Origin of the sequence: Paenibacillus nanchangensis (assembly GCF_046543445.1) — a bacterium.
Lineage (GTDB): Bacteria > Bacillota > Bacilli > Paenibacillales > Paenibacillaceae > Paenibacillus_AQ > Paenibacillus_AQ nanchangensis.
This window is the reverse complement of record NZ_JBHOFD010000011.1, coordinates 119,403-142,671: the sequence shown is the minus strand read 5'-3', so window position 1 is coordinate 142,671 and position 23,269 is coordinate 119,403. Positions and strand designations below refer to the sequence as shown.

At 51.6% G+C, this 23,269-nt stretch carries 23 protein-coding genes and 1 pseudogene; 4 read left to right on the top strand and 20 right to left on the bottom strand.

The window, feature by feature from the left end; all coding sequences use genetic code 11:
• Positions 1–27 precede the first annotated feature (27 nt).
• Positions 28–945, bottom strand: coding sequence for a DMT family transporter (locus tag ACE6ED_RS10785; RefSeq protein WP_410827118.1), 918 nt, complete (start codon positions 943–945; stop codon positions 28–30).
• Between the two features lie 805 nt (positions 946–1,750).
• Positions 1,751–2,743, bottom strand: coding sequence for a LacI family DNA-binding transcriptional regulator (locus tag ACE6ED_RS10780; RefSeq protein WP_410827163.1), 993 nt, complete (start codon positions 2,741–2,743; stop codon positions 1,751–1,753).
• Between the two features lie 74 nt (positions 2,744–2,817).
• Here ACE6ED_RS10780 and ACE6ED_RS10775 point away from each other — a divergent pair, with 74 nt between their 5' ends.
• Positions 2,818–3,645, top strand: a complete 828-nt coding sequence (locus ACE6ED_RS10775) for an HAD-IIB family hydrolase (RefSeq protein ID WP_410827117.1) — start codon at positions 2,818–2,820, stop codon at positions 3,643–3,645.
• 105 nt (positions 3,646–3,750) lie between these two features.
• Here the strand turns inward: ACE6ED_RS10775 and ACE6ED_RS10770 are convergent, their stop codons facing one another.
• From ACE6ED_RS10770 to ACE6ED_RS10745, 6 genes are all read right to left on the bottom strand, one after another.
• Positions 3,751–4,887 carry a zinc-dependent alcohol dehydrogenase gene (locus ACE6ED_RS10770; protein WP_410827116.1) on the bottom strand — a complete coding sequence of 379 codons (1,137 nt, stop codon included), beginning with the start codon at positions 4,885–4,887 and terminating at the stop codon, positions 3,751–3,753.
• An 88-nt stretch (positions 4,888–4,975) separates the two neighbouring features.
• On the bottom strand, positions 4,976–5,857 hold the full coding sequence (locus ACE6ED_RS10765) for a VanW family protein (RefSeq protein WP_410827115.1): 882 nt from the start codon (positions 5,855–5,857) through the stop codon (positions 4,976–4,978).
• A gap of 216 nt (positions 5,858–6,073) precedes the next feature.
• Positions 6,074–7,528, bottom strand: coding sequence for an N-acetylglucosamine-specific PTS transporter subunit IIBC (gene nagE / locus ACE6ED_RS10760; protein ID WP_410827114.1), 1,455 nt, complete (start codon positions 7,526–7,528; stop codon positions 6,074–6,076).
• Positions 7,529–7,562: 34 nt separating this feature from the next.
• Positions 7,563–8,072, bottom strand: a complete 510-nt coding sequence (locus ACE6ED_RS10755; protein ID WP_410827113.1) for a PTS sugar transporter subunit IIA — start codon at positions 8,070–8,072, stop codon at positions 7,563–7,565.
• Positions 8,073–8,085: 13 nt separating this feature from the next.
• Positions 8,086–8,958, bottom strand: a complete 873-nt coding sequence (locus tag ACE6ED_RS10750) for a PRD domain-containing protein (RefSeq protein ID WP_410827112.1) — start codon at positions 8,956–8,958, stop codon at positions 8,086–8,088.
• A 179-nt stretch (positions 8,959–9,137) separates the two neighbouring features.
• Positions 9,138–9,548 carry a DivIVA domain-containing protein gene (locus tag ACE6ED_RS10745; RefSeq protein ID WP_410827162.1) on the bottom strand — a complete coding sequence of 137 codons (411 nt, stop codon included), beginning with the start codon at positions 9,546–9,548 and terminating at the stop codon, positions 9,138–9,140.
• A gap of 175 nt (positions 9,549–9,723) precedes the next feature.
• On the opposite strand from ACE6ED_RS10745, the gene ACE6ED_RS10740 reads away from it, so the two are divergent.
• Positions 9,724–10,287 (top strand): TraR/DksA C4-type zinc finger protein, encoded by a 564-nt coding sequence (locus ACE6ED_RS10740; RefSeq protein WP_410827111.1) that lies wholly within the window; start codon positions 9,724–9,726, stop codon positions 10,285–10,287.
• Between the two features lie 300 nt (positions 10,288–10,587).
• On the opposite strand, the gene ACE6ED_RS10735 is transcribed toward ACE6ED_RS10740, so the two are convergent.
• From ACE6ED_RS10735 to hrpB, 3 genes are all read right to left on the bottom strand, one after another.
• The gene (locus tag ACE6ED_RS10735; RefSeq protein ID WP_410827110.1) at positions 10,588–10,947 is read right to left on the bottom strand and encodes a helix-turn-helix transcriptional regulator; all 360 of its coding nucleotides are present in this window, start codon (positions 10,945–10,947) and stop codon (positions 10,588–10,590) included.
• Positions 10,948–11,277: 330 nt separating this feature from the next.
• The gene (locus tag ACE6ED_RS10730; RefSeq protein WP_410827109.1) at positions 11,278–11,919 is read right to left on the bottom strand and encodes a general stress protein; all 642 of its coding nucleotides are present in this window, start codon (positions 11,917–11,919) and stop codon (positions 11,278–11,280) included.
• 228 nt (positions 11,920–12,147) lie between these two features.
• On the bottom strand, positions 12,148–14,643 hold the full coding sequence (gene hrpB, locus ACE6ED_RS10725; RefSeq protein WP_410827108.1) for an ATP-dependent helicase HrpB: 2,496 nt from the start codon (positions 14,641–14,643) through the stop codon (positions 12,148–12,150).
• Between the two features lie 419 nt (positions 14,644–15,062).
• Between hrpB and gluQRS the strand changes: the two genes are divergently transcribed.
• Positions 15,063–16,052 carry a tRNA glutamyl-Q(34) synthetase GluQRS gene (gene gluQRS, locus ACE6ED_RS10720; RefSeq protein WP_410827107.1) on the top strand — a complete coding sequence of 330 codons (990 nt, stop codon included), beginning with the start codon at positions 15,063–15,065 and terminating at the stop codon, positions 16,050–16,052.
• 129 nt (positions 16,053–16,181) lie between these two features.
• On the opposite strand, the gene ACE6ED_RS10715 is transcribed toward gluQRS, so the two are convergent.
• From ACE6ED_RS10715 to ACE6ED_RS10705, 3 genes are all read right to left on the bottom strand, one after another.
• Positions 16,182–16,550, bottom strand: a complete 369-nt coding sequence (locus tag ACE6ED_RS10715; RefSeq protein ID WP_410827106.1) for a DnaJ family domain-containing protein — start codon at positions 16,548–16,550, stop codon at positions 16,182–16,184.
• Between the two features lie 34 nt (positions 16,551–16,584).
• Complete coding sequence (locus tag ACE6ED_RS10710; protein WP_410827105.1) at positions 16,585–16,977, bottom strand: GIY-YIG nuclease family protein; 393 nt, start codon at positions 16,975–16,977, stop codon at positions 16,585–16,587.
• Positions 16,978–17,039: 62 nt separating this feature from the next.
• Complete coding sequence (locus tag ACE6ED_RS10705; protein WP_410827104.1) at positions 17,040–17,825, bottom strand: DUF2087 domain-containing protein; 786 nt, start codon at positions 17,823–17,825, stop codon at positions 17,040–17,042.
• A 77-nt stretch (positions 17,826–17,902) separates the two neighbouring features.
• Here ACE6ED_RS10705 and ACE6ED_RS10700 point away from each other — a divergent pair, with 77 nt between their 5' ends.
• Positions 17,903–18,439, top strand: a complete 537-nt coding sequence (locus ACE6ED_RS10700; RefSeq protein ID WP_410827103.1) for a hypothetical protein — start codon at positions 17,903–17,905, stop codon at positions 18,437–18,439.
• A gap of 86 nt (positions 18,440–18,525) precedes the next feature.
• On the opposite strand, the pseudogene ACE6ED_RS10695 reads toward ACE6ED_RS10700, so the two are convergent.
• From ACE6ED_RS10695 to ftsY, 6 genes and pseudogenes are all read right to left on the bottom strand, one after another.
• Positions 18,526–18,663 (bottom strand): annotated as a pseudogene (locus ACE6ED_RS10695) (IS5/IS1182 family transposase); the annotation flags it as partial.
• A gap of 688 nt (positions 18,664–19,351) precedes the next feature.
• A complete protein-coding gene (locus tag ACE6ED_RS10690) occupies positions 19,352–20,158 on the bottom strand; it encodes an SDR family oxidoreductase (protein WP_410827102.1) in 807 nt (268 codons plus the stop codon).
• Positions 20,159–20,584: 426 nt separating this feature from the next.
• Entirely contained in the window at positions 20,585–20,899 is a 315-nt protein-coding gene (locus tag ACE6ED_RS10685) for a DMT family transporter (protein WP_410827101.1), read from the bottom strand.
• Positions 20,899–21,249: a DMT family transporter gene (locus ACE6ED_RS10680; protein ID WP_410827100.1), complete on the bottom strand. Its 351-nt coding sequence runs from the start codon at positions 21,247–21,249 to the stop codon at positions 20,899–20,901. Before ACE6ED_RS10680 ends, ACE6ED_RS10685 begins: the two co-directional genes overlap by 1 nt.
• A complete protein-coding gene (locus ACE6ED_RS10675) occupies positions 21,230–22,012 on the bottom strand; it encodes a MerR family transcriptional regulator (RefSeq protein ID WP_410827099.1) in 783 nt (260 codons plus the stop codon). Before ACE6ED_RS10675 ends, ACE6ED_RS10680 begins: the two co-directional genes overlap by 20 nt.
• Before the next feature lie 203 nt (positions 22,013–22,215).
• The gene (gene ftsY / locus ACE6ED_RS10670; protein ID WP_410827098.1) at positions 22,216–23,211 is read right to left on the bottom strand and encodes a signal recognition particle-docking protein FtsY; all 996 of its coding nucleotides are present in this window, start codon (positions 23,209–23,211) and stop codon (positions 22,216–22,218) included.
• Positions 23,212–23,269 lie beyond the last annotated feature (58 nt).

The window sequence follows — 23,269 nt, the reverse complement described above, 5'->3', positions numbered from 1 at the left end:
TCCTTCATTGATGTCGGCTGAATACCGTTACGATGCCTTTTCGATCGGTGCGGAAAGTTCTGCTTGTGTCTTCGACCGGCCGCTGTACAGATAATAGGCCAAACCGCAGGTCACCAGGAGCCCCCCGCCCCACTGCAGCGCCGTCAACCGCTCACCCAGGAGCAGATAAGCCAGCATGCTTGCACCAACCGGTTCGCCCAAAATATTCATGGATACTGTAGTAGCGGAAGTGTATTGAAGCAGCCAGTTAAACAATATATGGCCGAACACGGTCGGCACAATCGCCAGCAAAATAAAGATGCCCCATTCTCTGGCCGGATAATCGAAAAATGGCGTTCGTGTCGCTAGATTGTAGAGCACGAATACCATCCCCGCGGACAGGAAGACGGTCAGGCTGTACAAATAAGACGGCATTTTTACAACCAGCCGCTGCCCAAGCAGCAAATGGCCTGCCACCGCTACCGTGCCGCCGATCGACAGCAGATCCCCTTTTATATGATCCGCGGACAACCCGATGTCCCCCCAGCCGATACAAATAACGCCCGCGATTGCGATCAGCATTCCGAGCAGCGCAGACACTCCGGTCCGCTCCCGGAAAAAAACAAACGCCCCCGCCATGATAAACAGCGGTTCCAGCGCCATAATCATCGTGGAACTGGCAACGGAGGTGTAAATCAGCGAGCTCATCCACAATAAAAAATGCAGTGCAAGCAGCGCGCCGGAAGCGGCAACAAGCAGCCAGTCTTTACGGGTAAGAGCTTTTGCCGCCTTCACATAAGGCCGGGCGAATGGAAGCATCAGCAGGGAGGTAAACAATAGGCGGTACATGCCCTGCACCGAGGCCGGCGCGTTTGACCATTTAATAAAAATGGCAGAGAACGAAATCGCCACAATTCCGACCAGCATCAGCAGCGGAATCGGAAGCGGCGGTGTGCTACGTTTCATAGAGACAGCGTTCCTTTCGTAAGCGAGTCAACATAAAGTCCAATTAGTAATGTAACGCAGGCGAAGAAAAATTGCATTATTTTTTTCATTTACATTCTTTTGCTTGTCCTGACTGCCATTTTAAGATAATAAAAAAGACTTACTGGGCTAGGGTGTGTACGCAAAATGTAAATTCAAGGAAATATATCCGGTAAAAAATGAACTGTGTGACGAAGATACGAGATAACAGACCATGAGCGGGAAGTCGTTCAGATGTTTTTACCGCCAGCCCGAAAAGAACAAGGAGGTCGACCACCTAAGACCGTCGGCAGATGCTAAACGCCGTCCTGTGGGTTGCCCACAGCGGATTACCACCGAATGCGATACCGAGGTTTTTCCGGACCCAGAGGACGTTATTTCTGAAATTCTTGGGCTTTTGGGTTACCTTGCGGACTCCAGATCCGTTATCCGTACCGAAAACATACAAACTATGGATTCTCCGCGTAAATAACTGCATCTGAGTCCGTAACTTTGCAAAAACACGGAATAATCAGCAAATAGGGGCCCCTGTGTCCATCAACTTGTACCTATACTTTCTCTGGCGGCTACAAAAGGCGGTAATCCGGGATGATCCTGAAGCATGTTACCATAAATACATAAATACATGAATATCGGCCCCCATCTGCTTCACTTCCTCCCATACACGAAAATACAATGGCATCTCTGGTCAGTCTGCCAAGAAATAAATCAAAAGTAGCACCATCCAAATTGACCAGTCGAATCCACCTATACAAGTCTCATCTACCTAATACAAGTCTCATCTACCTTAAGTTGAACTACGAATAATCAGCGACGCCTTGTAGGTTTTCACTATAGGAGCAGACCGCAGCCCCTTCAATCTCTGGATCAGGCATTCCGTAACATCCCTAACCATTTCGGGAATACAATTGCTTAATGTGGTCAACTCCGGATTCGTCATTAATCCCACAGGATGGTTATCAAATCCGATGACAGACATTTCTTGAGGCACGGAGACCCCCTTCTGCATTGCTGCTTTTAATAAGCCGGTAGCTACAAAGTCACTGCCTGTTATCATGCCATCCGGCAATGAATCAGAAGTAAATAATCCCTCTCCCAAGGCATAACCATCTTCCATCGTGACCAGACCCGTAAAACATTGTGATTTCGTACACGCAAGCCCAAATTGCAGGTGTGCCTGTTGAAACCCGTTCCATCTTTTCTTTTGCAGAGGTGTCAGGTGATCCATGCAGAAAAACAGATTCCGGCGTCCCTGGGACAGCAAATAGGCTGTCGCTTGAAAGGCCGCCTCTTCTTCATCCAACCGAAACACATCGAGAAACTCTCCGTCCATCGCCTCGTTGCATACGATCCCGACGTAAGAACCTATGTATTCTTTAATTTCTTTTTCTGTAAATTGCGAATGAGCAATGATCACAGCATCCATCTCCCGGCGTAACAAACGGGCATACACATCACGTTCATACTCGCGGGATAATTCAGTCTGATAGATGACAAGCTGATACCCCAATGAGGCTAACGACCGGCTGAGCGCACTAACAAGCTGGCTGAAATAAGGATGCTCTACATCCGGAACAAGCACACCGATATGATGGCTTGCCTTCAGACGCAGCTGAACCGCCTGTGTATTGCGGACATACCCCAGCTCCGTAATGGCTTCTTGTACTTTTTCTCTGCTCTCGGCAGACACATGCGGATGGTTGTTCAACACACGCGATACCGTCGACTTGGACAAACCGCTTACACGTGAAATATCGATTATGGTAGGCAAAATTAACACCTCAATTAAAGATTGACCTGGGAACGTTCCCTGCAATTATGCTGTCGGTAACAACGGTAGGAGGATTCATACTTATGGAAGTCATCTACAGCCCCGCTGTAACCAATTATCTGATATTTTTTGATTTCGACGAAACGTATTATCCGCATGAAGGTTTGCCTGAACAACTTAACATGGTGTACGAACTGGAGCAATACCTCCAGCAGCTTGCCAGAAAACATCAAGTAAAAATCGCTTGGGTGACGGGAAGCAGTGTTCAGCAAATTCAAGCAAAAATGAAAATCGCCGGCTTGACGCTGCTCCCCCATTTTATCGCAAGCAATTTGGGCACGGAGATGTGGAAAGTAGAACCCGACGGGCAGCTGGCCGCTATTCCTGCTTGGGCAAAGATCATAAAGGAATCCCGGTTTTCTCGAAAAAATGTTGAAGATCTAATTAGCGAACTCAAATACGCCTTCAATATCGTCCTTCACGAACAGACGCAATTGGGTCAAGCCGTTTATAAAATGAACTACTATTATTATCCGGTATCCGCCGCCAGAACCCGGTATGATCTAGATATCATCAGGCATCTGGCGGCAACTAACGGGATCGGAATAAATATTAATGCTTGCAATCCCAAAGCGGGTGATCCGGAGCATGCTTATGATGTTGATTTTATCCCCGTTGGAACGGGAAAAAAAGCCGTTGTGCAATTTCTAATGGATTATAGTCAGGTACGTCCGTCCAAAACCTTGGCTTTTGGGGACAGCGGAAACGACATTGAGATGCTCCGGATGGTTGCCCGCGGGTATCTTCTCCAGAACGCAACAGCAGAAGCGAAGTCTTGCTACAACAACATTGCCCCTTATCCTTACGCTCAGGGAATTCTATATGTTTGCAAAAAAATCTTTGGGGAGTAACATCCGCGCATAAAAAACCCCGCCCAAAAAGGCGGAGCCGTGAAGTTCTTATCACCGTTCATATGAAATCAGGAGGATGAGGCGGAATTAGAAATTCACCTCAAATTAAGGTTTCAGCACAACCTTGATGCAGTCTTCTTCTTTGTCGCCGAATACTTGATAAGCGTGCTCCGCCCGGCTGAGCGGCAGCCGGTGTGTAATAATATCCGTCGGATCAAATTTGCCGTCTTTTATCATTTGGTACAGCATCGGCATATAGTGGATAACCGGGGCTTGTCCCATTTTTACAGTAATGTTCCGTTCGAACAAATGGCCCAGCGGGAACATGTTATAACGAAGCCCATACACGCCAATCAGCTGGATGGTTCCGAATTTACGGACGATTTGGGCAGCGGTGTTGAATGCGCTAAGCGATCCGCCCTGCAGCTTCAGCGTCGTTTCAATTGCTTCCAGCGGATTTTTTTTCGCATCCAGGCCAACGCAGTCGATCACGACATCCCCGCCGCCCCGGGTTACTTCTTTTATATGGGCCTCAAAATCATCAATTTCCTCAAAATTATAAATTTCCACCTGGTTGGTCGCTTTGGCATGCTGCAGCCGGTAGTTAACATAATCCACCGCAATCACCCGCGATGCGCCTTTCATCCAGGCAAATTTTTGCGTAAGCAATCCCACCGGACCGCAGCCAAGCACAATAACGGTGTCGCCAGGCTTGACGCCCGCGTTTTCGACACCCCACCAGGCCGTCGGCACGATATCAGACAGGAACAGCAGCTTTTCATCTTCCATCTCGGCGTCTTCCGGAATCACAAACGGGCCAAAATTGCCATAAGGCACACGCAGCAGCTCGGCCTGCCCTCCGGCATATCCGCCGTAAGTCTCGGAGTACCCGAGAAAACCGCCTGTATCCTTGGCGTCATTGGCATGATCACATTGGCTTTCCATTTCATGTTTACAGAAAAAACACTCGCCGCAGGCCACATTAAACGGGATAATCACCCGGTCGCCCTTTTTCACCTTTGTAACCTCGGGGCCCACTTCCTCCACGATCCCCATCGGTTCATGACCGATGACGTAATCGTCATACATCCCCGGAATGTTGCCGTTGTAAATGTGAAGATCCGAGCCGCAGATGGCGGTGGACGTAATGCGTACCACAATATCGTCTTTTTTCTCCAGCTTCGCGTTGGCTACGTCTTTAACCTCAACTTTTTTCTTCCCCTGATACGTCACTGCTCTCATGCTAGGAATCACTCCTTCAAGAAGATTAAGTGCCGGCTCGTTTCCAGCCCTGCTCTTAATGCGAAGTTGTCTTCCCAAGTCTATTACCCTATTTCGAATTTTCTACGCTGTCCGGCTGCCATTCCATTGAATGTGCAGACGGTGAGGCTTCCGGCGCAGGCAGCAGCGGCGAATACATCATCAGCGCTTTGTTTTCCGTCACATATTCATCCGCCAGCAATTCTCCGTCATGCGTATATTTTTTTCGCCGGATTTCATTACTGCGGATATAACCGCCCCACGGCTCCAATGTAATTTTATGATCGCTTTCGTATACCTCGTAATGGTATGGGCAGGGGTCGGCGCTTCTCCATTCTCCATACAAATAGGTATCATCCAGCTGCAGCTTTAGCTGATATACGGTTGAAGTCCGGTTTTCGATCTGTAAATCGAGGTAATTATAAGCGCACGTGGCCCCGCTGCCAAACGGTTGGGTCCGGCCGGCATCCGGAAATACATCGTAGCTGTGCCTGTGCCTTTCGGTTACGGTCAGCGGCGTATGCAGCGCAATCCAGTAAATCAGATTGGAGAGCTGGCAGAGCCCGCCGCCCGTCCCCGCTTTGAAACCGCCGTAATAAAGCACCATACCGTCCACATACCCTTTGCGGCGGGTAGGTTTGCCGATGCGCCGCCAATAGGACAAGGTCTCCCCGGGTTTCAGCAGCAGACCGTCAAGCCTCTCGGCCGCCAGCTTCAGATTAACGATTTTGTTGTACTGCAGCTGCATATCCACATCCTTCAGCTTGCGCAGCAGCGGCGTGTGATGCTCTGACACCTTATAATCCAGCGGGCTGAGCTGCAGATCCGATGCCATGTTTGCGCCGGACGTGTACCACTTCCAATACCGTTTCCAGGTAAAATACTGCTTTCCCGCCGCTAATCTCAGCTTGGAGCGCGGAATTGGCTTCATTGCCTGGTGATTCAGATTCATTGTGCCAGGCACCTCCTTCAAAATGGATTTATAGACCTGCCCTATGTAGGCGGCCAACTTTATAAGCAGCCCGTGCGTCAGCTAATTACCTATTTATACCAGATCTTCGGAAAAAGGTTGCGTTTCATTGTGCAGCAAAAAGGACACGGCCCTTTTGTCCGTGTCCTCCCTTTTTTCGCTAAATCGCTAAATCGCTAAATCAGCATGCAGTTTAAGTTACATCAGCTTTTTGATATCGTCTTTGATCTGTTCCGATTGCGGGCCAAATACAATTTGAACCGCTCCCTGTCCCAGCCGCATGACGCCGGAAGCGCCAAGCTGCTTCAGCGCGGCATCTTCGACGGCCCGGTCATCTTTGACCGTTAACCGCAGCCGGGTAATGCATGCGTCAATCGCCCGAATGTTATCCGGCCCTCCGATATGCTCCAAAATTTGCGCGGCGCGGGTGGAAGCCGCAGCCGTTTTGCCAGCGGCGGCACCGTCTTTGGACACAACTTCGTCCTCTTCCTCCCGGCCCGGCGTTTTCAGATTAAATTTGACGATAATAAACCGGAACAATACATAATAAACTACCGCAAACGCCAACCCGACCGGAATAAGCACCCAAGCATTGGTGGACAACTTCATATTAAGCAGATAATCGATCAAGCCTGCCGAAAAGCCAAATCCCAATTTAACGTCAAGCAGATACATAATGAGTCCGGACAAACCGGTCAGCAGGGCGTGCACCACATACAGCACAGGGGCCAGGAACATGAAGGTAAATTCCAGCGGTTCGGTGATGCCGGTCAGGAACGATGCAAAGGCGGTTCCGATAAACAGCGAAGCCATCATTTTGCGTTTGCCCGGTTTAGCCGTATGAATAAACGCAAGCGCAGCGCCTGGAAGCGCAAACATCATAATCGGGAAAAATCCGGTCATAAACATGCCTGCTGTCTTGTCGCCGGCGAAGAACCGCGTCAAGTCGCCGTGAACAACTTCCCCCGCCGCATTCGTAAAATCGCCAATCTGGAACCAGGCGATCGTGTTCAGCACATGGTGCAGTCCAAACGGAATGAGCAGCCGGTTCGCCGTGCCAAATACAAACGAGCCGATGCCGCCAAGGCTGACCACCCAGTTGCCAAAATCGCTGATGACATCCTGGATCGGGCTCCAGATCATCCCGATAAAAACCGATAACACCATTGTGGTAACAGCCGTAATAATCGGCACAAACCGTTTGCCCGAGAAGAACCCGAGCCAATCCGGCATTTTGATATTATGATACCTTTTGTAAAGGAACGCGGACCAGCCGCCGGCAAAAATCCCGCCAAGCACCGCCATATTCAGCACCACATCATCGTTGATAAAAGCAAACTGCCCCGGTACCAGCTCCAGAATCCTGATGAGCACTTCATAGGCAATTACCGCCGACAGAGCGGCTACCGCATCGCCGGTGAATCCGATCGCCACCCCTACCGCAAAAATCAGCGCCAGATTTCCAAAAATCGCGCCTGCCCCCGCATTCAGGAACGGAGCTACATATTGGTTTAAAAAGCCGCCGATCACGCTGCCCAAATGCAGATCTTCTTCGTAATTGATGAGTCCAAACCCTTGCAAAATAGCGGCCGCGGGCATCGTGGCCACCGGCAGCATCAACGACCGGCCCAGCTTTTGCAGAAATGCCAGCATTAACGATCATCCTCTCTCATCATAAAATGCACTTCTATTTTCCGGTATTGACGGTCAATACCGCGTCCAGCCCCGCGGCAACCTGCCCGTAGCTGGGGATAACCTCCGTAATATTTCCTGCTTCGTCCCCGGTTATAATCACAGGTGTAATCACCGGACAACCTGCCGCTTCGATCGCGGAAATGTCAAATTCAATCAGCGTCTGCCCTTCCTTCACCCGGTCGCCCTGTGAAATCATCGGCCGGAAGGCGCTGCCTTTCAGCTTAACCGTATCGATGCCGATATGAAGGAGCAGCTGCAGACCGGTGTCATGCTCCAAAATAACGGCATGGCCCGATTTGACGACATGCGCCACCCGCCCGTCAAACGGCGCTTTCAACACTCCGGATTCGGGCAGAATGGCAATGCCCCGTCCCATATGTCCTCCGGCAAACGCCGGGTCCGGAACCTCTCTTAGCGGAACCGATTCTCCTGTAAGGGGAGCCTTAATATTCAGCTCCGGCGGTTGGATATGTTCTTTTTTTGCTTTCCATTTTGCAAACATGTTGAGTTCACTCCTATTCCTGCTGCGGTTTTCGCGACGTCTGGTGCAGCCTTCTTAAATGCATGGCCAAAAAACAAACTTCGCCTTCCGGAACCTCCCGGTCCAGCGATGCGGCAATTCGCTCCGCCAGCTTCTGAGCCAGGCCGATTTCGGCTTTGTATTCTTTTTTAATTTGTTTGACAAGCGGATTCTCCGCAAACGTTCCTTTCAGCATCCGTTCCAGCATATACCGGAGATGGATCATCAGGCGGACATGGCTCATATCGCCCTGCACAAAATCAAGCCCATTTTCCGCCCGGATCATGTCGACAAGCTCGCTGACGAGATTGGATGTTTTGGCGATTTGTCCGACAGTCACATGACTTACGGCCGAGTAGACATGGTACGTCAAAAAACCGGTTTCATCCTCGGGGATGCGAATTTGAAAGGTCTCAGCAATTTTCCCCGCCGCCCTGCAAGCGATTTCATATTCTTTCGGAAAGGTCAGCATCGTCTCCTGAAGAAACGGATTCACGATATCCATCCCGTTCCGCAGACGGTAGAGTGTAAACTGGATATGGCTGGGGAGCGCCAAATACACATTGTTGTTCAGCTCACTGGGGAACACCGCCGCAATCTCGTCGATAATCTCTTCGGTAATCTTCATGATCCGCGGATCGATATCCTCAAGCAGCACCTGGTAATGGCTCCACTCCTCGCGGTCCTCCAGCCGGAACATCTTTTCGATCCGTTCGTCTGCCCCATCGATCACCCCAGCTCCTTTGACACTAAAGCCGATTCCCTTGCCGATGAGGACGTATTCCTTCCGGCTGCGTTCGCTTTCTACCAGCAGGACGTTGTTTCCAATCACACGCTGAACGCTGAACCGCTCTGTATGGCGTGACATCTCCTCCCCTCCTTTCCAATTTTTGCAACCTCTGTCCATCAAAAAAAGCCAAGAACAATCTCACTTCACTGAGATTCATTCTTGGCTCATGCCCTCACGGTAACACGCCATTTCCTATAAATGATCATTTATGCACTCATCATAAAACACAGACCCGGAAGCCGTCAATCCCTTTCTTATTAAAAGAGATCGGCAGCTCCCGAGACGGGCCGGATTTCTTCAGGCCGGATCACCTTGCTCTTCAGCTGGCGCACGTCCGCTTCCAGCTTTGCTACAATCTCTTCGAGCTCAAGCGGATCGATACCGCGGATAACCGGCGGTACAACCGGGATCTGCTTCGCTTCGGCCTTCAGCTCGCGCAGCTCGATTTGCTGTTCCTGCCACTTGTCCATCAGGTCAGCGATGGTTGCATAAAACCGTTCATAGTCCTTAATCACGCTGTCCAGAAATGTATCGACTTCCTCCGGATCGTAGCCCCGAAGCTTCAAGTTAAATTCCTTCTCGTGTATGGTGAGTGCGTCCAGCCCGATTCCCAGCTGGGTAAACAGCTTTCTCTGCTTGTCCAACCGGCGTTTCATGTGCTCATCCATGTTCGTCCATACCCCCATTGTAAACTCCAATTGTCCGGTCCCATTATTATAACAGGCAAGGCCTTTGCTGAAAACATGGCATTGGGCGCAGGTCATGCTGCTGATTGTCCCATGGCGGATTCGGGTAAGAAAAAGCATACCCGATTCGTACATTACACGGAAAGGATGAGGGCAGATGAACCACTTGACCCACTCCCAGCTGGAACAGCTGAAGAAGCAGCTTCTGGAACAAAAACAAGAGCTCGAAGAACATTTTGAAGATAACGGGCAGGAGGACAGCCTGCTGGGCGATTCACTGCGCGTATCGACCGGAGAACTCAGCGCGGCCGACAACCACCCCGCCGATGTCGGAACCGAAACGTTCGAGCGGAGCCGGGATTTGGCGATTAATGATTCGCTTGGCGATGAGTTAAATGAGGTGAACGCCGCCCTGCAGCGGATCGAAGACGGAACATACGGAATCTGTGAAGCCAGCGGTGAACCGATTCCGTTTGAGCGGCTTGAGGCGATCCCTTTTACCCGTTATACGATAGAACATACGCCGCGGCGCGAGGTCAGCGACGGCCGGCCTGTAGAGGAGGATGTCATTACCCGCCCGCCATCCGGCGCCGGTGAAGGCAGACAAAACCACAGCGGACGTTTTGACGACGCCCAGGCTTGGGAGGCGGTTGAGGAATACGGCAACTCCAACACCCCGGCGATGGAAGCAAAACGCGACGTGAAGGGATATAATGAATAATTGAATTCCCGCCGATTTAAGGTACGGAGAGAAATAATTATGAGCAAAAACCCGAACCTCTCGTCTGAGAGGTTCGGGTTTTATTTTGGCCTGCATACCGGCCATTATTCAAACGATTCAAACCAGTCGAGTACCATTCGATACCATTATTCAAACCAATCTAACCATTATTCAAACCAATCTAACCATTATTCAAACCATCATAAAAACGGTTACCCAAAGTCAAACCATCATAAGTACGATTACTCAAACTATTATTCAAACTATCATAAGAACAATTTTCAAAACCCAAACTATTAATCAAAAATTATCCGCTACCGCCTTATTCAGCATGCCGAGACACCGGTCCAGATCGGTCTTCACCTGCTTCTTGTAAAGCTTCGCCTTTTCGGCGCCGTCTGGCGTGAAATGATAGAGTACAATTTCCTGAAAATCAACCTTCGGATCGTTGCCTTTAAGCTGCTTGGTCCGGTACAAAATCCCCTGCTGCACCAGCTCATGCAGTGCCCGGTAAATCTCACTCTGCGGAGGCGCGTACCCGTGACTTTTGAAATCGCGACGAAGATCCTCCAGCATCTGATAGCCGTATCCCCGATGCTGTTCCACCATGGTAATCAGATACAATTTGATAAAAGCCCGTTGTGCGATCATAAATGCCATAAGGCACCTCCTCGAACAAATGTTTTAGTAACGCTTTCCACTTCCTATTATAGCTACTTTTTTCCAACTTTCATATCCTGAAATAAGAGAGTTCTTTGGTCCATTCGACTGGTGCCGGAGGGCTGACGGAGGGCCAAAAGGTGAAGTAGGCGGGAGAGATTGTGGATATTTGTTGTGAATTTTTCATATGTTGAAATAATTATTATTTGCACAGATGTAACACTCTCCCGCAAACTCATGCATTGAAAAAGACAAAAAAACAAGCCGTCAGGTTACCCTGGACGGCCTGCTTGCAGCGTTATGCTGCGTCTTATTTTTGATCATATCGTCTTACATTCTGTCGCGGTTGATCCGGTCAACATCTTGGTCCGCATTCATCGAACCTCGGTTACCCAGCGTGTTGCCCACCGTTGGCTCCGTCCCGTTATAAACGTTAGGAGTCGGCGCACCCGGATCGTTCACCGACATGTTCGGCGACGTGTAATAATTCGAGTTCAGCGAACGGTTGGAACGGAAAATATCGTGAATCTCGGTATCGCGTCCGTTGTCCTCCACCAGCACCAAAATTTTGCCTTTGTCCACGTATCCTTCATATTCACGTGCTTCGTCTTCCGGGATTCCGAGGCCAACGAGACCGCCGACCAGACCGCCGGCTCCTGCACCAACAGCCGCCCCGGTCAAAGTTGCGGCAATTGGTCCTGCCGCCAGGATCGGCCCGATACCGGGGATCGCCAGCGCGCCGATTCCGGCAAGCAGTCCGGCTACGCCGCCAACCACGCCGCCTGTTGCAGCGCCGGTTGCCACGCCTTCCGGAGCCATGGTGCCTGTATCTTCAGAGATGCTGCGGAGTTCATCCCGGTCACGCGTGATGACGGAAATATCTTCATTACGAAATCCTTGGGCCTGCAGTCCTTCAATCGCTCTGGTTGCTTCCTGTTCCGATTCGAACACACCTACGATTTTTTTAGCCATTTGAAGTCCCTCCTTCGGAATGATCGTTCGTTACATTATTACCCTATCTTAAAAAGGCAAAACATAACCTGATTCCTGCGGCATGGAACTTCATTTCTTGGATGCTTATATACCGGTAGTGCTTGGCTAGAGTTCTGCTACTCGTTTGCCTCAATTCATGGCCGCATGAGCGCGGTCCAACCGCTTGCCTTAATTCCTGGCCGCATCCACGCGGTCCAACCACTTGCCTTAATTCCTGGGACGCACGCGCGCAGTCGCAACCGCTTCATACGGGTTATCCGGCCAGTAGTGCTTGGGGTAACGGCCTTTTAAGTCTTTTTTCACCTCAAAATAAGTGTGCTCCCAAAAATTTTCAAGATCCGAAGTTACCTGGACCGGGCGCCGCGCCGGAGATAAAAGATGCAGCACAACCGGCACCCTCCCGCCGCCCAACTTAGGCGTAGTCCGCTGACCAAACAGCTCCTGCAGTTTGACGGCCAGCACCGGAGCCGCGGGATCGCTGTAATCTACGGCAATCCTGCTGCCGCTCGGGACCTTGATGTGGGTCGGCGCTTCCTCCTCCATCCGCCGGCGCTGCTCCCAGGTGAGTGCAGCCTCCAGCGCTTTTGCCAAAGGAACGCGGGCCAGCTCACGCAAGCTCCGCATGCCGGAAGCAAAAGGCAGTAGCCATTCCCGCAGCGAGCCGCATAACGCTTCGTCCGACACATCGGGCCAGTCGGGATACAGGCGGTGCATAAACTGCATCCGCTCCCGCAGCTGAATGGCCGCCTTGTCCCAGTTTAGACTGGACACCCCCTCTTCCGCCACAGCGTCAAGCAGCACCTCCGCCGCTTCTTCGGGCGAAGGCCGGTCATGAGTCTGCTCTTTTAGCGTCAGGCTGCCTAACATTTTTCGGGTCCTAGCCTTCACGCTGCCGCTGTCTTTATCCCAATACACCTCGGCACGCTCTTCTATATGCTCCGCTTGAGATTCAAACAGCTGCGCTTCCGTAATTTGGGCTGCCAGCAGCACCCGGCCGCTTGTGCCCCGGTCGTCAATTGACGCGGCGACAATGTACCGCGAACGCGCCAGCGGCTGCCCGGCGGGCAGCTCCGCGCCGCGGCCGCCGGACAGCGTATAAGTGCCGCCTCCGCGCGACTGGCCAATCCGGTCCGGGTACGCGTAAGCCAAAACGCGGCCGCAGTGCGCCGGCTGGACAGGCCCGTCCGGCGGGACGTCCAGCTGCTTCATCAATGCGCGGGCTTCGCGCTGGATTCTTCGCAGCGCCTGAAGATCGGCCTGCTCCGGCTCCTTTCCGCCGGAGCGCTCGAACCGCAGGAGCGCCTCGACCCGCAGCGCGAGGTCGGCGTCCTGCCCCGCGGGACCTCGCAGCGGGTCCCGCTCCTGCAGCAGCGCCGCGAGCCGGCAGGCCAGCGGCGCGTCGCCCCGCTCCGCCGCGCAGAGCAGCATATGCGCGGCGCGGGGGTGGGCGCCGAGCGCCGCAAGCCGGCGCCCGTGCGCAGTGACGGCGCCAGCGGCGTCCAGCGCGCCGAGGCTGCCGAGCAGCGCCAAGGCCTGCGCGTAAGCGGCGGCCGGCGGCGCGTCCAGCCAAGGCAGCGCGGCGGGATCGCGCGCGCCCCACACGGCCAGCTCAAGCGCCAGCGGTGCGAGGTCGGCCTCGCGGATCTCCGGCACGCTGTCGGCCGGAAGGCGGTCATGCTGCTCCCGGCTCCACAGCCGGTAGCAGACGCCCGGCGCGGTACGGCCGGCTCGGCCGCGGCGCTGGTCGGCGGACGCGCGGGCAATTGCGACCGTTTCAAGCCGCGGCATGCCGGTACGCGGCGAAAACAGCTGGGTCCGCCGCAATCCGCTGTCGATGACCGTCCGGATCCCCGGGAGCGTTAAGCTCGTTTCGGCAATGGTCGTCGCCAGCACAACCTTGCGCTCCCCTTCGGCTGCCGGCGCGACCGCCGCATCCTGCTCGGCCTGCGGCAGCTGGCCGTACAACGGCCGGACCCGCGTGCCCGGGGGAAGCGGCGGCCGGCCAAGCTCACGCTGGACAGCCCGGATTTCGCCTTCCCCGGGCAGGAATACCAGAATATCGCCCGGCTGCTCGGACAACGCCCGGCGGACGGCCGCCGCTGCGGCCAGCTCGATCCGCGTTCCCTGCGCCGGCGGCGCATAAATCGTTTCCACGGGATACACACGCCCCGGGCAATTCACAACCGGAGCGCCGCCAAGCAGCTCGGATACCCGCCCGGTATCCAGTGTTGCGGACATGATGAGGATGCGCAGATCGTCCCGTAAAATCGACTGCGCTTCCAGCGCCAGAGCCAATCCCAAATCCGCATGAAGATTCCGTTCATGAAATTCGTCAAAAATAAGCAGGCCCACGTCCCCAAGACCGGGATCCTGCTGGAGCATTCTTGTCAAAACGCCTTCCGTAACGACGGTTATCCGTGTCGTACGGCCGACACGTGTATCCTGGCGCATCCGGTAGCCGACGGTTTGTCCCACGGATTCTCCCTTCTGCTCCGCCATAAAAACGGCCGCCGACCGGGCCGCAAGCCGTCTGGGCTCCAGCATCAGGATCGTTTTGCCCTGCATCCAGGGTTCGTCCAGCAGAGCCGGCGGGACACCTGTTGTTTTGCCCGCCCCGGGTTCGGCGGTAAGCACGGCGTTACGGTGGTTATTCAAAATGTCGCGCAGTTTGGGAAGCACTTGTTGAATCGGCAGACTTGTCATTTTATCGCTCCATAACTAGGTTGGTTAGTAGGTGGTAGGACCGGATTTGCTCCATCCATTAAAAATATCGTTACTTCTTAGTCCGGTTATCATTTATATGATGGGCGAACCCGTTAAAAAGATCAACCGGTTCTTTCCACTATCTCTCCCTCGGCAGCACTCGGCATCGGCGGGCTCTTGAATTTCTCCGTTTTGCTTGTTTATACTTAAATTACTTTGTATTCTCTGCCGCAGACCTGCGCAGCCTTAAAAAATTTGCTGTTTATATGAAATTATCCGAGTGACTTCCGTACGGCTGAATTTCTTTTATAGAGTTCTTTTTATAGATTTATTTCATTTTTTTGCACCTTTCTTTTGTGAATTTTTCATATATTGAATTAAGTTTATGATGAAAATATGTAGTTAGGAGTGGCCTACCTATGTTAACGATTCCTCCCGCAGCGGCAGTGCCGCGCGGCCGGTTTGCGCCAAGCCCGTCGGGCGCCATGCATATCGGCAACGCGCTCGCCGCGCTGCTTGCCTGGCTGCAAATCAGACAGGCTGGCGGACAGTTTGTGCTGCGCATTGAAGATATCGATACAGCGCGCTGTAAGCCTGCTTATACCGCCGATTTACAACGCGACTTGTCCTGGCTTGGGTTTGACTGGGATGAAGGCCCGGATGTCGGCGGACCCTATGCTCCATACATACAAAGCGAACGTATCGCCCTGTATAAGGAGGCGCTAGATCGCCTTCAGGCCGGGGGCAGACTGTACCCCTGTTTTTGCAGCAGGCACGATATTTTGGCTGCCGCCGCAGCGCCGCATGGCTTGGCATCCGAAGGTCCAGTGTACCCGGGAACATGCCGCGGGCTTACCTCTGCCGAAGCGGAAGCGCGCAGATCGGAAAAATCCCCTTCCCTGCGGTTTGCGGCCCCTCCCGACAGAACCTATCATTTTCAGGATCTGTTATCCGGGACAAAAGAAGGTAAATTCTCGGATGCAGGCGACTTCATCGTCCGCAGAGCGGACGGCATCGTGTCCTATCAGCTTGCGGTGGTGGTTGACGATGCTATGATGGGCATTACGGATGTGCTGCGCGGTAACGATTTGGCCGATTCGACACCCCGTCAACTCCTCCTTTATGAAGCGTTCGGGTGGAACCCCCCGCGTTTTGCGCATTTCCCGCTGCTTATGGGACCTGATGGGCGCAGACTGGCCAAACGCCATGGCGGAATCGCGATTTCCGAGCTTCGCGGACGCGGGGTCGCACCGGAGCGGATTATCGGCTGGCTGGCCTGGATCTGCGGACTGATTCCGGGACCGGATCCTGTAACGCCGCAGCAGCTCATTCCATCGTTCCGGCTGGAGCATATCCGGACCGGCAACATAGTTGTTGCCGCCCGCGATCTGGATATTCTGCTGCACTGATCCTGTAAACAGAATGCAAAACAGCAGCCGTAGACAATCGGCTGCTGCTCTTTACCTATTTTAACTCCTGTAGTTGGTTTGCGTCACAGCTCTTGGAATCCAGCCCCGGTTTCTTGCGTCCCACAGCATTCAGGTTAACCTGCCGTAAATCCGGTCACTGTATTCCGCAAACGCAGGATTGCTGTTCAATCCGCGCCGCTGCAACAACTCCCGCAATTTAAGCTGCTTGGCGTTCAGCTGGGACTTCAAAGCTTCCCGCTCTTCGTCCATACATACCGACAGCATCTCCTCCAGCCTGACGCATTCCTGCTGCACCGCCAGTTCTTCCGGAAGAACCCCCGCATTTTTTAAAATTTTAAATGACATCCGCAGCTCTTCGGGGACACCCGACAGATCTTCGAGCTCCAGCGGTTTGCCGCTGCCCGGGAGATTGTCGAATTCGCCTTCCCGCATCGCTTCAAGAATACGCTGTTCCGCCAGCCAAGGCATGATGGACATGCGGACTCCCTCCTTTTTCCCCGGACTGCAGCTGTTATTTCCCCCTCGTCCGGAGCGTATTGTAACCCTGTTCACCATAAGGCGACAGCGTCTCCAGCCATTTGGCTTCCATATCCGGCAGCTGCTTGCGGTATTTGTTCAAATCGGCCGTTTGCTCCACATGCTCTTCCTCCGGCTTAATCTGCTCCAAGATTTCAAACCGGAACGCCTCTTCGCCAAAAGCCTTCCAGTCCGCCTGCATGTCCTTATTATCGTGCAGTCCGGCGTCAAGCATAAACTTGTGGCGGTTCCAGATGCCATCCAGATTCATGCTGCTGCCGACCAGCATTTTGCCGTTAACCGTATTATACAGCTTAAATACCCCCATCGGTCTATGCGAATGTGCGTATTCGTAACCGATTTCCTTGCGTTTTGCTTTTTCCATCATTATGTTCCTCCTTATTTCAACTTCTGTAAACTTCAATTTGCTGCCCATCAAAAAAACCGCATTTACAAACGAACCCAATACCGGCTGCCGTCCGGTTCCCGGTCAATCAGTCCGTAGTCGATCATATAACGCCTGAGGGTGACATAATCGGGAAAAGCCTCCTTCAGCACGCTGTTGATCTCTTTCTCCGTATAGGTTCTTCCCGGCTCAAAGCGCTTCAGCAAATGGCGCAGGATAGCCGCCTTCCGCTTCTGCTTTTTTGGAAATTCGGACAGTGGTCCCTCCGGGCCTTCTTTAAAATAAAACCAAATGATCTCTTCGTTTTCTTTCTCCGTGATCGCTAGCCGTTCATCGGCAACAGAGGCGGTCCGGGGGAACGTCACAAACTGGGGAGCCGCGCTCTCTTCCTCAGAGAGCTCCATCACTGCCAAAAATAACTTGGCCTGTTTGGCTTTCTCCCTCAGCGTGAACCGATGGTTGCGCACAGTCGACGTGCTGCCGATACCAAGCGCTCTGGCCGCTTCGGCATCTCCGGTTCCTTGGCGGAACGCCTGCAGCAGACCTTTTTGCAGCTCGGTTAGCCCGGTCTGCTTTTTATCCAGGCCCAGCAAATATTCAAACATGGAGCCATGCGCCTCCGTCAGATGGAGCGACGCATATTTCTCCGCATCACAAAAAACCGGTCCATGTTTATAAATCAATCCCTTTTCAAAGGATTCTCCGCAGATCAAACACACACAAAACTGGTCGCGGCCCCGTTCCTCCCAGACCCATCCCCGTTTCAATTCCTCAATGGATGCTTTCCAAAACCGTTCGGAAATTGCACTTGCCTCTTTTGGTTCCGACACTTCATCACCTGCTCTTTAAATCGAATATACTAAACAATATAACACCACATCTATTTTTTATCAAATGAATAGTGTATTTGTCTATTTTTTTCTTGAATAAATGGATAGTTGATTCTAATATTTGTGTGCATAAAAAAACGCCTTTGAAAAGGCGAGCCTCTGCATTTGCAGCTAGTTCAAGTTTAATCGGGCAGAAAGTACAAGGATTATTCTCTTTAGAAAAGGCAGGAACAAAAGTGGCAGATGCGGTCGTAATCAATGGTACGGCATACGTTCCCATACGAGCGGTATCTGACGCAGCGGGAATTGAATTGACTGTAGAGGGAAAACGTATCCTTATTCAAGAGAAATTAGTGGATGGGTTGAGCGTATCCGATCAAATAAAGGCTACTAAAATTTTGGAAATCAAAATGAATATCGAAAAATGGACGAATGAAATTGAGAAGACCCAATCTGATCTGTCAGCCGAGAAAGCAAAACTAAACCGTGCCGCGACCGCTGGAGAAAGGGAGAGCATCACCTCTACCATAAAGAAGCTAACCGCTGAATTAGAGATTATGAATAATCTCGTTACTCGAGCGAAAACCGATCTAGCCAAGCTTCAAAATAATTAAACCAACGACAGAGGGCTCTCCACACGGTGGGCTCTTTTTCCTGCTAAGAAAGAAATTCACGGTGTACGGCTTATTGAAGCTCTGGAATCGTGTGACGGTCCAGGTGTGAATTCAAAGTGTAGCGGGTTTCCCCGTGCATCGACCACGGCATGAATCTTGGTCGTTAATCCGCCCCGGGAACGTCCGATTGCTTGCTTTGCCCCCTTTTGCGCCGGCCCTATGCTGATGGACTCGGATTATGGTTGCACCCACATCCTCATCTGCTCAAAGTCCGGCTCAATGGTAACGTTCTTCAGGATTTCATCCCATCCCAGATTCTCGCCTTTTGTAGCCGCCACAGAAAGTAGGGGTACAAGTTCACGGACTGAGGATGCCTTATTTGCTGATTATCCCGTGTTTTGGCAAAGTTGCGGACTCAGAATCACCTATTTACGCGGAGAAGCCATCGTTTGGATGTTTTCGGTACGAATAACGGAACTGGAGTCCGTCAGGCATACCAAAACCCGAGAATTTCAGAAATAACGGCCGCTGGGTCCGGAAAGACCTCTGTGTCGTGTTCTAAAGAGCTCGGTATCGTGTTCTAAAGAGCTCGGTATCGTGTTCTGTGGTGATCCGCTGCGGGTGTGTCACAGGAGAGGATTCGTAGATCGATCTGACAATAAACAGGTGTAGATCCAGGGCTGATCGCATTTCGTAACCCATCACGAAATTTGACTGACCCTTATTTCCTTAATTTACAGTTTGCGTACACACCCTAATTAAAAAAAGAACAAGCCGTGGCCTGTTCTTTTTTCAGTCACTCTCACGTTTTGTTCATTTCGGCTATAACAGCGACAGCGATTCCGCTCCGGCAATCACGTTTTATACGCTGAGGATATCCGTTATTCCAGCCGTCCATCGCCTTTTGTTTGCTCAAGATAACAGTGATTCCGCACCATCGATCACAATTTGCGCCCCCGTGATATGCACGGATTCATCTGAACCCAGAAAAGCAACCAGGTCCGCCACATGCTCAGGTTTGCCCGGGCCGTCCGCGAGCGGTTGCGCGCCTTCAGGGAACTCGATTGGGATTACGATTTGTTCAATCTCTTCGCTCATCTCGGTTGTTTCGTCAATATTCGTGGAGATTGCTCCGGGGCATATCACGTTCACCCGGATTTTGAATTTGGCGAGTTCAAGCGCAGCCATTTTGGCAAAAGCAACTTGCCCGGCCTTCGTAGTGCTGTAAGGAGACCAGCCGAAGCTGGTAAACCGAGTATTGCCGTTGATGGAGCTGGTAATGACAATACTTCCTTTCCCGCGTGCCTTCAGATGCGGAATCGTATATTTCAGCGTTAAAAAGGTTCCGGTCAAATTCACCCGCAGCGTCTGTTCCCAATCGGCCAGAGACAAGTCTTCAATCGGTCCAACCACGCCGTTGATCCCGGCATTGGCAAACACCATGTCCAGACCGCCGAACTGTTCCACCGTCCGGCGAACCGCCTCTTCCATCCGCTCAGGGTCCGACGTGTCAACGTCAATTGCCAGTGCGCATCCTTCACGCATCCGGTTCAGCTGGCGTTCCAGTACCGAAGTGCGCTCATTCACAAGATCGAACAGGCCGACACAAGCGCCTTCGCGGGCCAGCTGAATCGCTGCCGCCCTTCCGATTCCCGAGCCCGCGCCGGTCACAATTGCGATTTTTCCCGCATAACGCTGTTTTTTACTGGTAGGGCTCATATGTAATCTCTCCTTCACGGTTTTGATGGGTGGGTTATGTCTCAAGATTACCCAAATGCCCCTTCCTTTAAATCAGTGTGTGCAAAAAATTGCACAGCGCGCAGCAGCATCGGTTGTTGGATGCTTAATGAAAGAAACACGTGATTTGCTCTGTGGCACTGTTATCCTTATTGTTTACTACCTAACTAAAGTCTAGTACTTATTTGAATTTTTCACATGATTTAATAGTTATACAATGAAATTTTTATAAATCTCCGCCACCATAAACACCAGCTATTCCCAAACGTAAACGCGGTTATTATTAACGCAAGACAAAAAAGCCAGCCTCTTGCGGCTGGCTTTGATGATGGTGGAGCCGAAACGTGGCTTGGCAAATCCACAATTCGCAGTCGGCGTTTTGAAAGTTTTTTTGGGGGGAAGCCAAGCTTAGCTGACCAGCTTCAAGCCAACAACGGCAAAAATAATTCCAAGAATGCAGCTGATACGAAGCCAGCTTTTCGATTCCTTAAAAAATATCATTCCAACAATAGCAGCCCCCACTGTTCCAATTCCTGTCCAAACTGCATAAGCAGTCGCCAGCGGTATTGTTCCCATTGCCCCGACAAGAAGATTGAAGCTTAGGACGAACCCGCCTATGAGGATGATGTTATTGGTCCAGTTATTATTTTTAGCTACGCGTTTAATACCGATTACCCCGATAACCTCCAGCAATCCAGCCGCAATAAGCATCATCCAATCCATCAGGCTTCACTTCCATTGCTCGATAATTTCAAGCCGATGATACACGCTAACAGCAATAAGATGAAAATAATCCGCAATATACTGACGGTACCGCCAGACATCACCATTTCCACAATCGTAGTCCCCAAAGTTCCCATCCCTGCAAACACAGCGTATACCGTTCCAACCGGCAATGCCTTGGCAGCTTTAATAATTAAATCAAAGCTTGTCAATAGGGAGACAAGAACGACAATGCTGGGAATACCCTCGTATTTGAAGCCACTTGCCCATACGATCTCCAATAGTCCGCCTAAGAGTACATAAGTCCATGCTCTTGCCTCACTTATTCGCTTATCCGTTGTAACTGTCATTGCCGTCTCCTTCCTGTAAGTGATGCAGATAATAGTCAACAATTCGATCGATATGATCCATTACTTCTGCATCCATTCCGTAAACCTTTGTTTCCATTCCTTCTTCAGGGCGAATTAATGACCAATACTTATCAATGAGTTGCTCGTCCTGCTGAAACCATTCCATAGAGATTTCTATGATTTGTGCCGCAAGCTTCTGAGAAATGATAGAGGAAGGGGATTCGTGCATATGCTCCTTGACCTTTCGCATCAGCTTCGTCCACTCCATGCTTCGTGGATCGTTTGAACTCAGATCCGGCAAGTTTTTAATAATATTAATTTCATGATCCGAAAAATGCTGGGTTAAAAAGGTTTCTCTAGCCTCTGAGGGGGATTGCAGTGACCTAATGAAAAGAAAGATATCCTCCGTTTCGATCTTCCCTTTCATTTCAAAGGCATTTCTTGCTGTCTGCAACAACTTCGCCATCTCATCCAGACGTTTCCTTTCTTTTGCAATAGCATCCAACTCAAAATCCAAATAATCTCTCCATCGTTGCTCCTGTGAATCCTTCCCTGTAGACAACATTTCCTTGATCGACGCCAGCGTAAAGCCTAGCTCCTTCAATGCAGCTATATGCTGGAGTACTCTAATCTCCTCATTTGAATAGTACCGATAGCCCGAATCAGCTACCTTGGCAGGTTTTAGTAATCCAATCTCGTCATAGTATCTCAGTGTTCTTATAGATATATTTGTATTCTTGGACAACTCCCCAATGCTGTACATAATGACCCACCTCTCAAAATCAAGTATATAGTCTCCGGTATACGTGAGAGTCAAGTTTATTTGGAAATATCCTTAAATAAATTTGGATTTACAAGTGAGATGAAAAGTAAAACTCCACAATGAGATAATGTTAAAAAAACCCGCGCCAGCTCAAAGGCCGGCGCGGGGTTCCGCTGCTCGTATTTCAACATTCCATTATGGATTTACGTTTCTTCTGTCTGTTCGTTCTCCGAAATAAGTCCCGCGAACAGCGCACCCACGAACTGCTCGGAATCAAATGGCTGGAGATCGTCGATCTTTTCGCCGAGGCCAACCAGCTTGACCGGAAGGTTCATTTCCTGCCGGATGGCGACCACGATGCCGCCTTTAGCCGTTCCGTCAAGTTTCGTCAGGACGAGACCGGTTACGCCGCTTTTTTCGCCAAACAACTTGGCTTGGGTCAAGGCGTTTTGTCCGGTTGTCGCGTCCAGCACCATCAGCACCTCATGCGGGGCCCCTGGAATTTCCCGCTGGATGACGCGGAAAATTTTGTTCAGCTCCTCCATCAGGTTGCTTTTGTTCTGCAGCCGGCCTGCCGTGTCGCACAGCAGTACGTCCACGCCGCGCTGCTTGGCCGCTTGGACCGCGTCGTACATAACGGCCGCCGGATCGGAGCCTGCCTGCTGCTTGATGACGTCGACGCCGGCCCGTCCGCCCCAGACCTCAAGCTGCTCGATCGCTCCGGCGCGGAAGGTATCGCCCGCGGCCAGCAGCACTTTTTTCCCCTGCTGCTTGTAGCGGTGCGCCAGCTTGCCGATCGTGGTGGTTTTGCCGACGCCGTTAACGCCAACAAACAAAATCACCGTAATCCCGTCCGGATTTTCTTTCAGCTGGTTGTCGTCGTCGCCGCGGAGCAGCTCCATCAGCTTGCTGGAGAGGATCGGCTGCAGCTGGGCCGCGTCTTCGATCCGCTGCTTTTTCACTTCCGCCCGCAGCTCCTCCACAAGCGTCATCACCGTATTTACGCCAACGTCCGCGCCGATGAGGATTTCTTCCAGCTCCTCGTAGAACTCCTCGTCGATTTTTTTGCGGCGGATAATCAGGTCCGAGACCTTCTCGACGAACCCTTTCCTTGTTTTCTCCAGGCCGTCGCGGAAGCTTTTTGTTACACTTTCCGTTTTCCCGGCGATGCTTTCTTTAAGTTTGCGAAAAAAACTCATCGTCTACGCTCCTCCGTATATGACCCGCATCTGCCGCGAAGTCCTTCTATTGTATGAT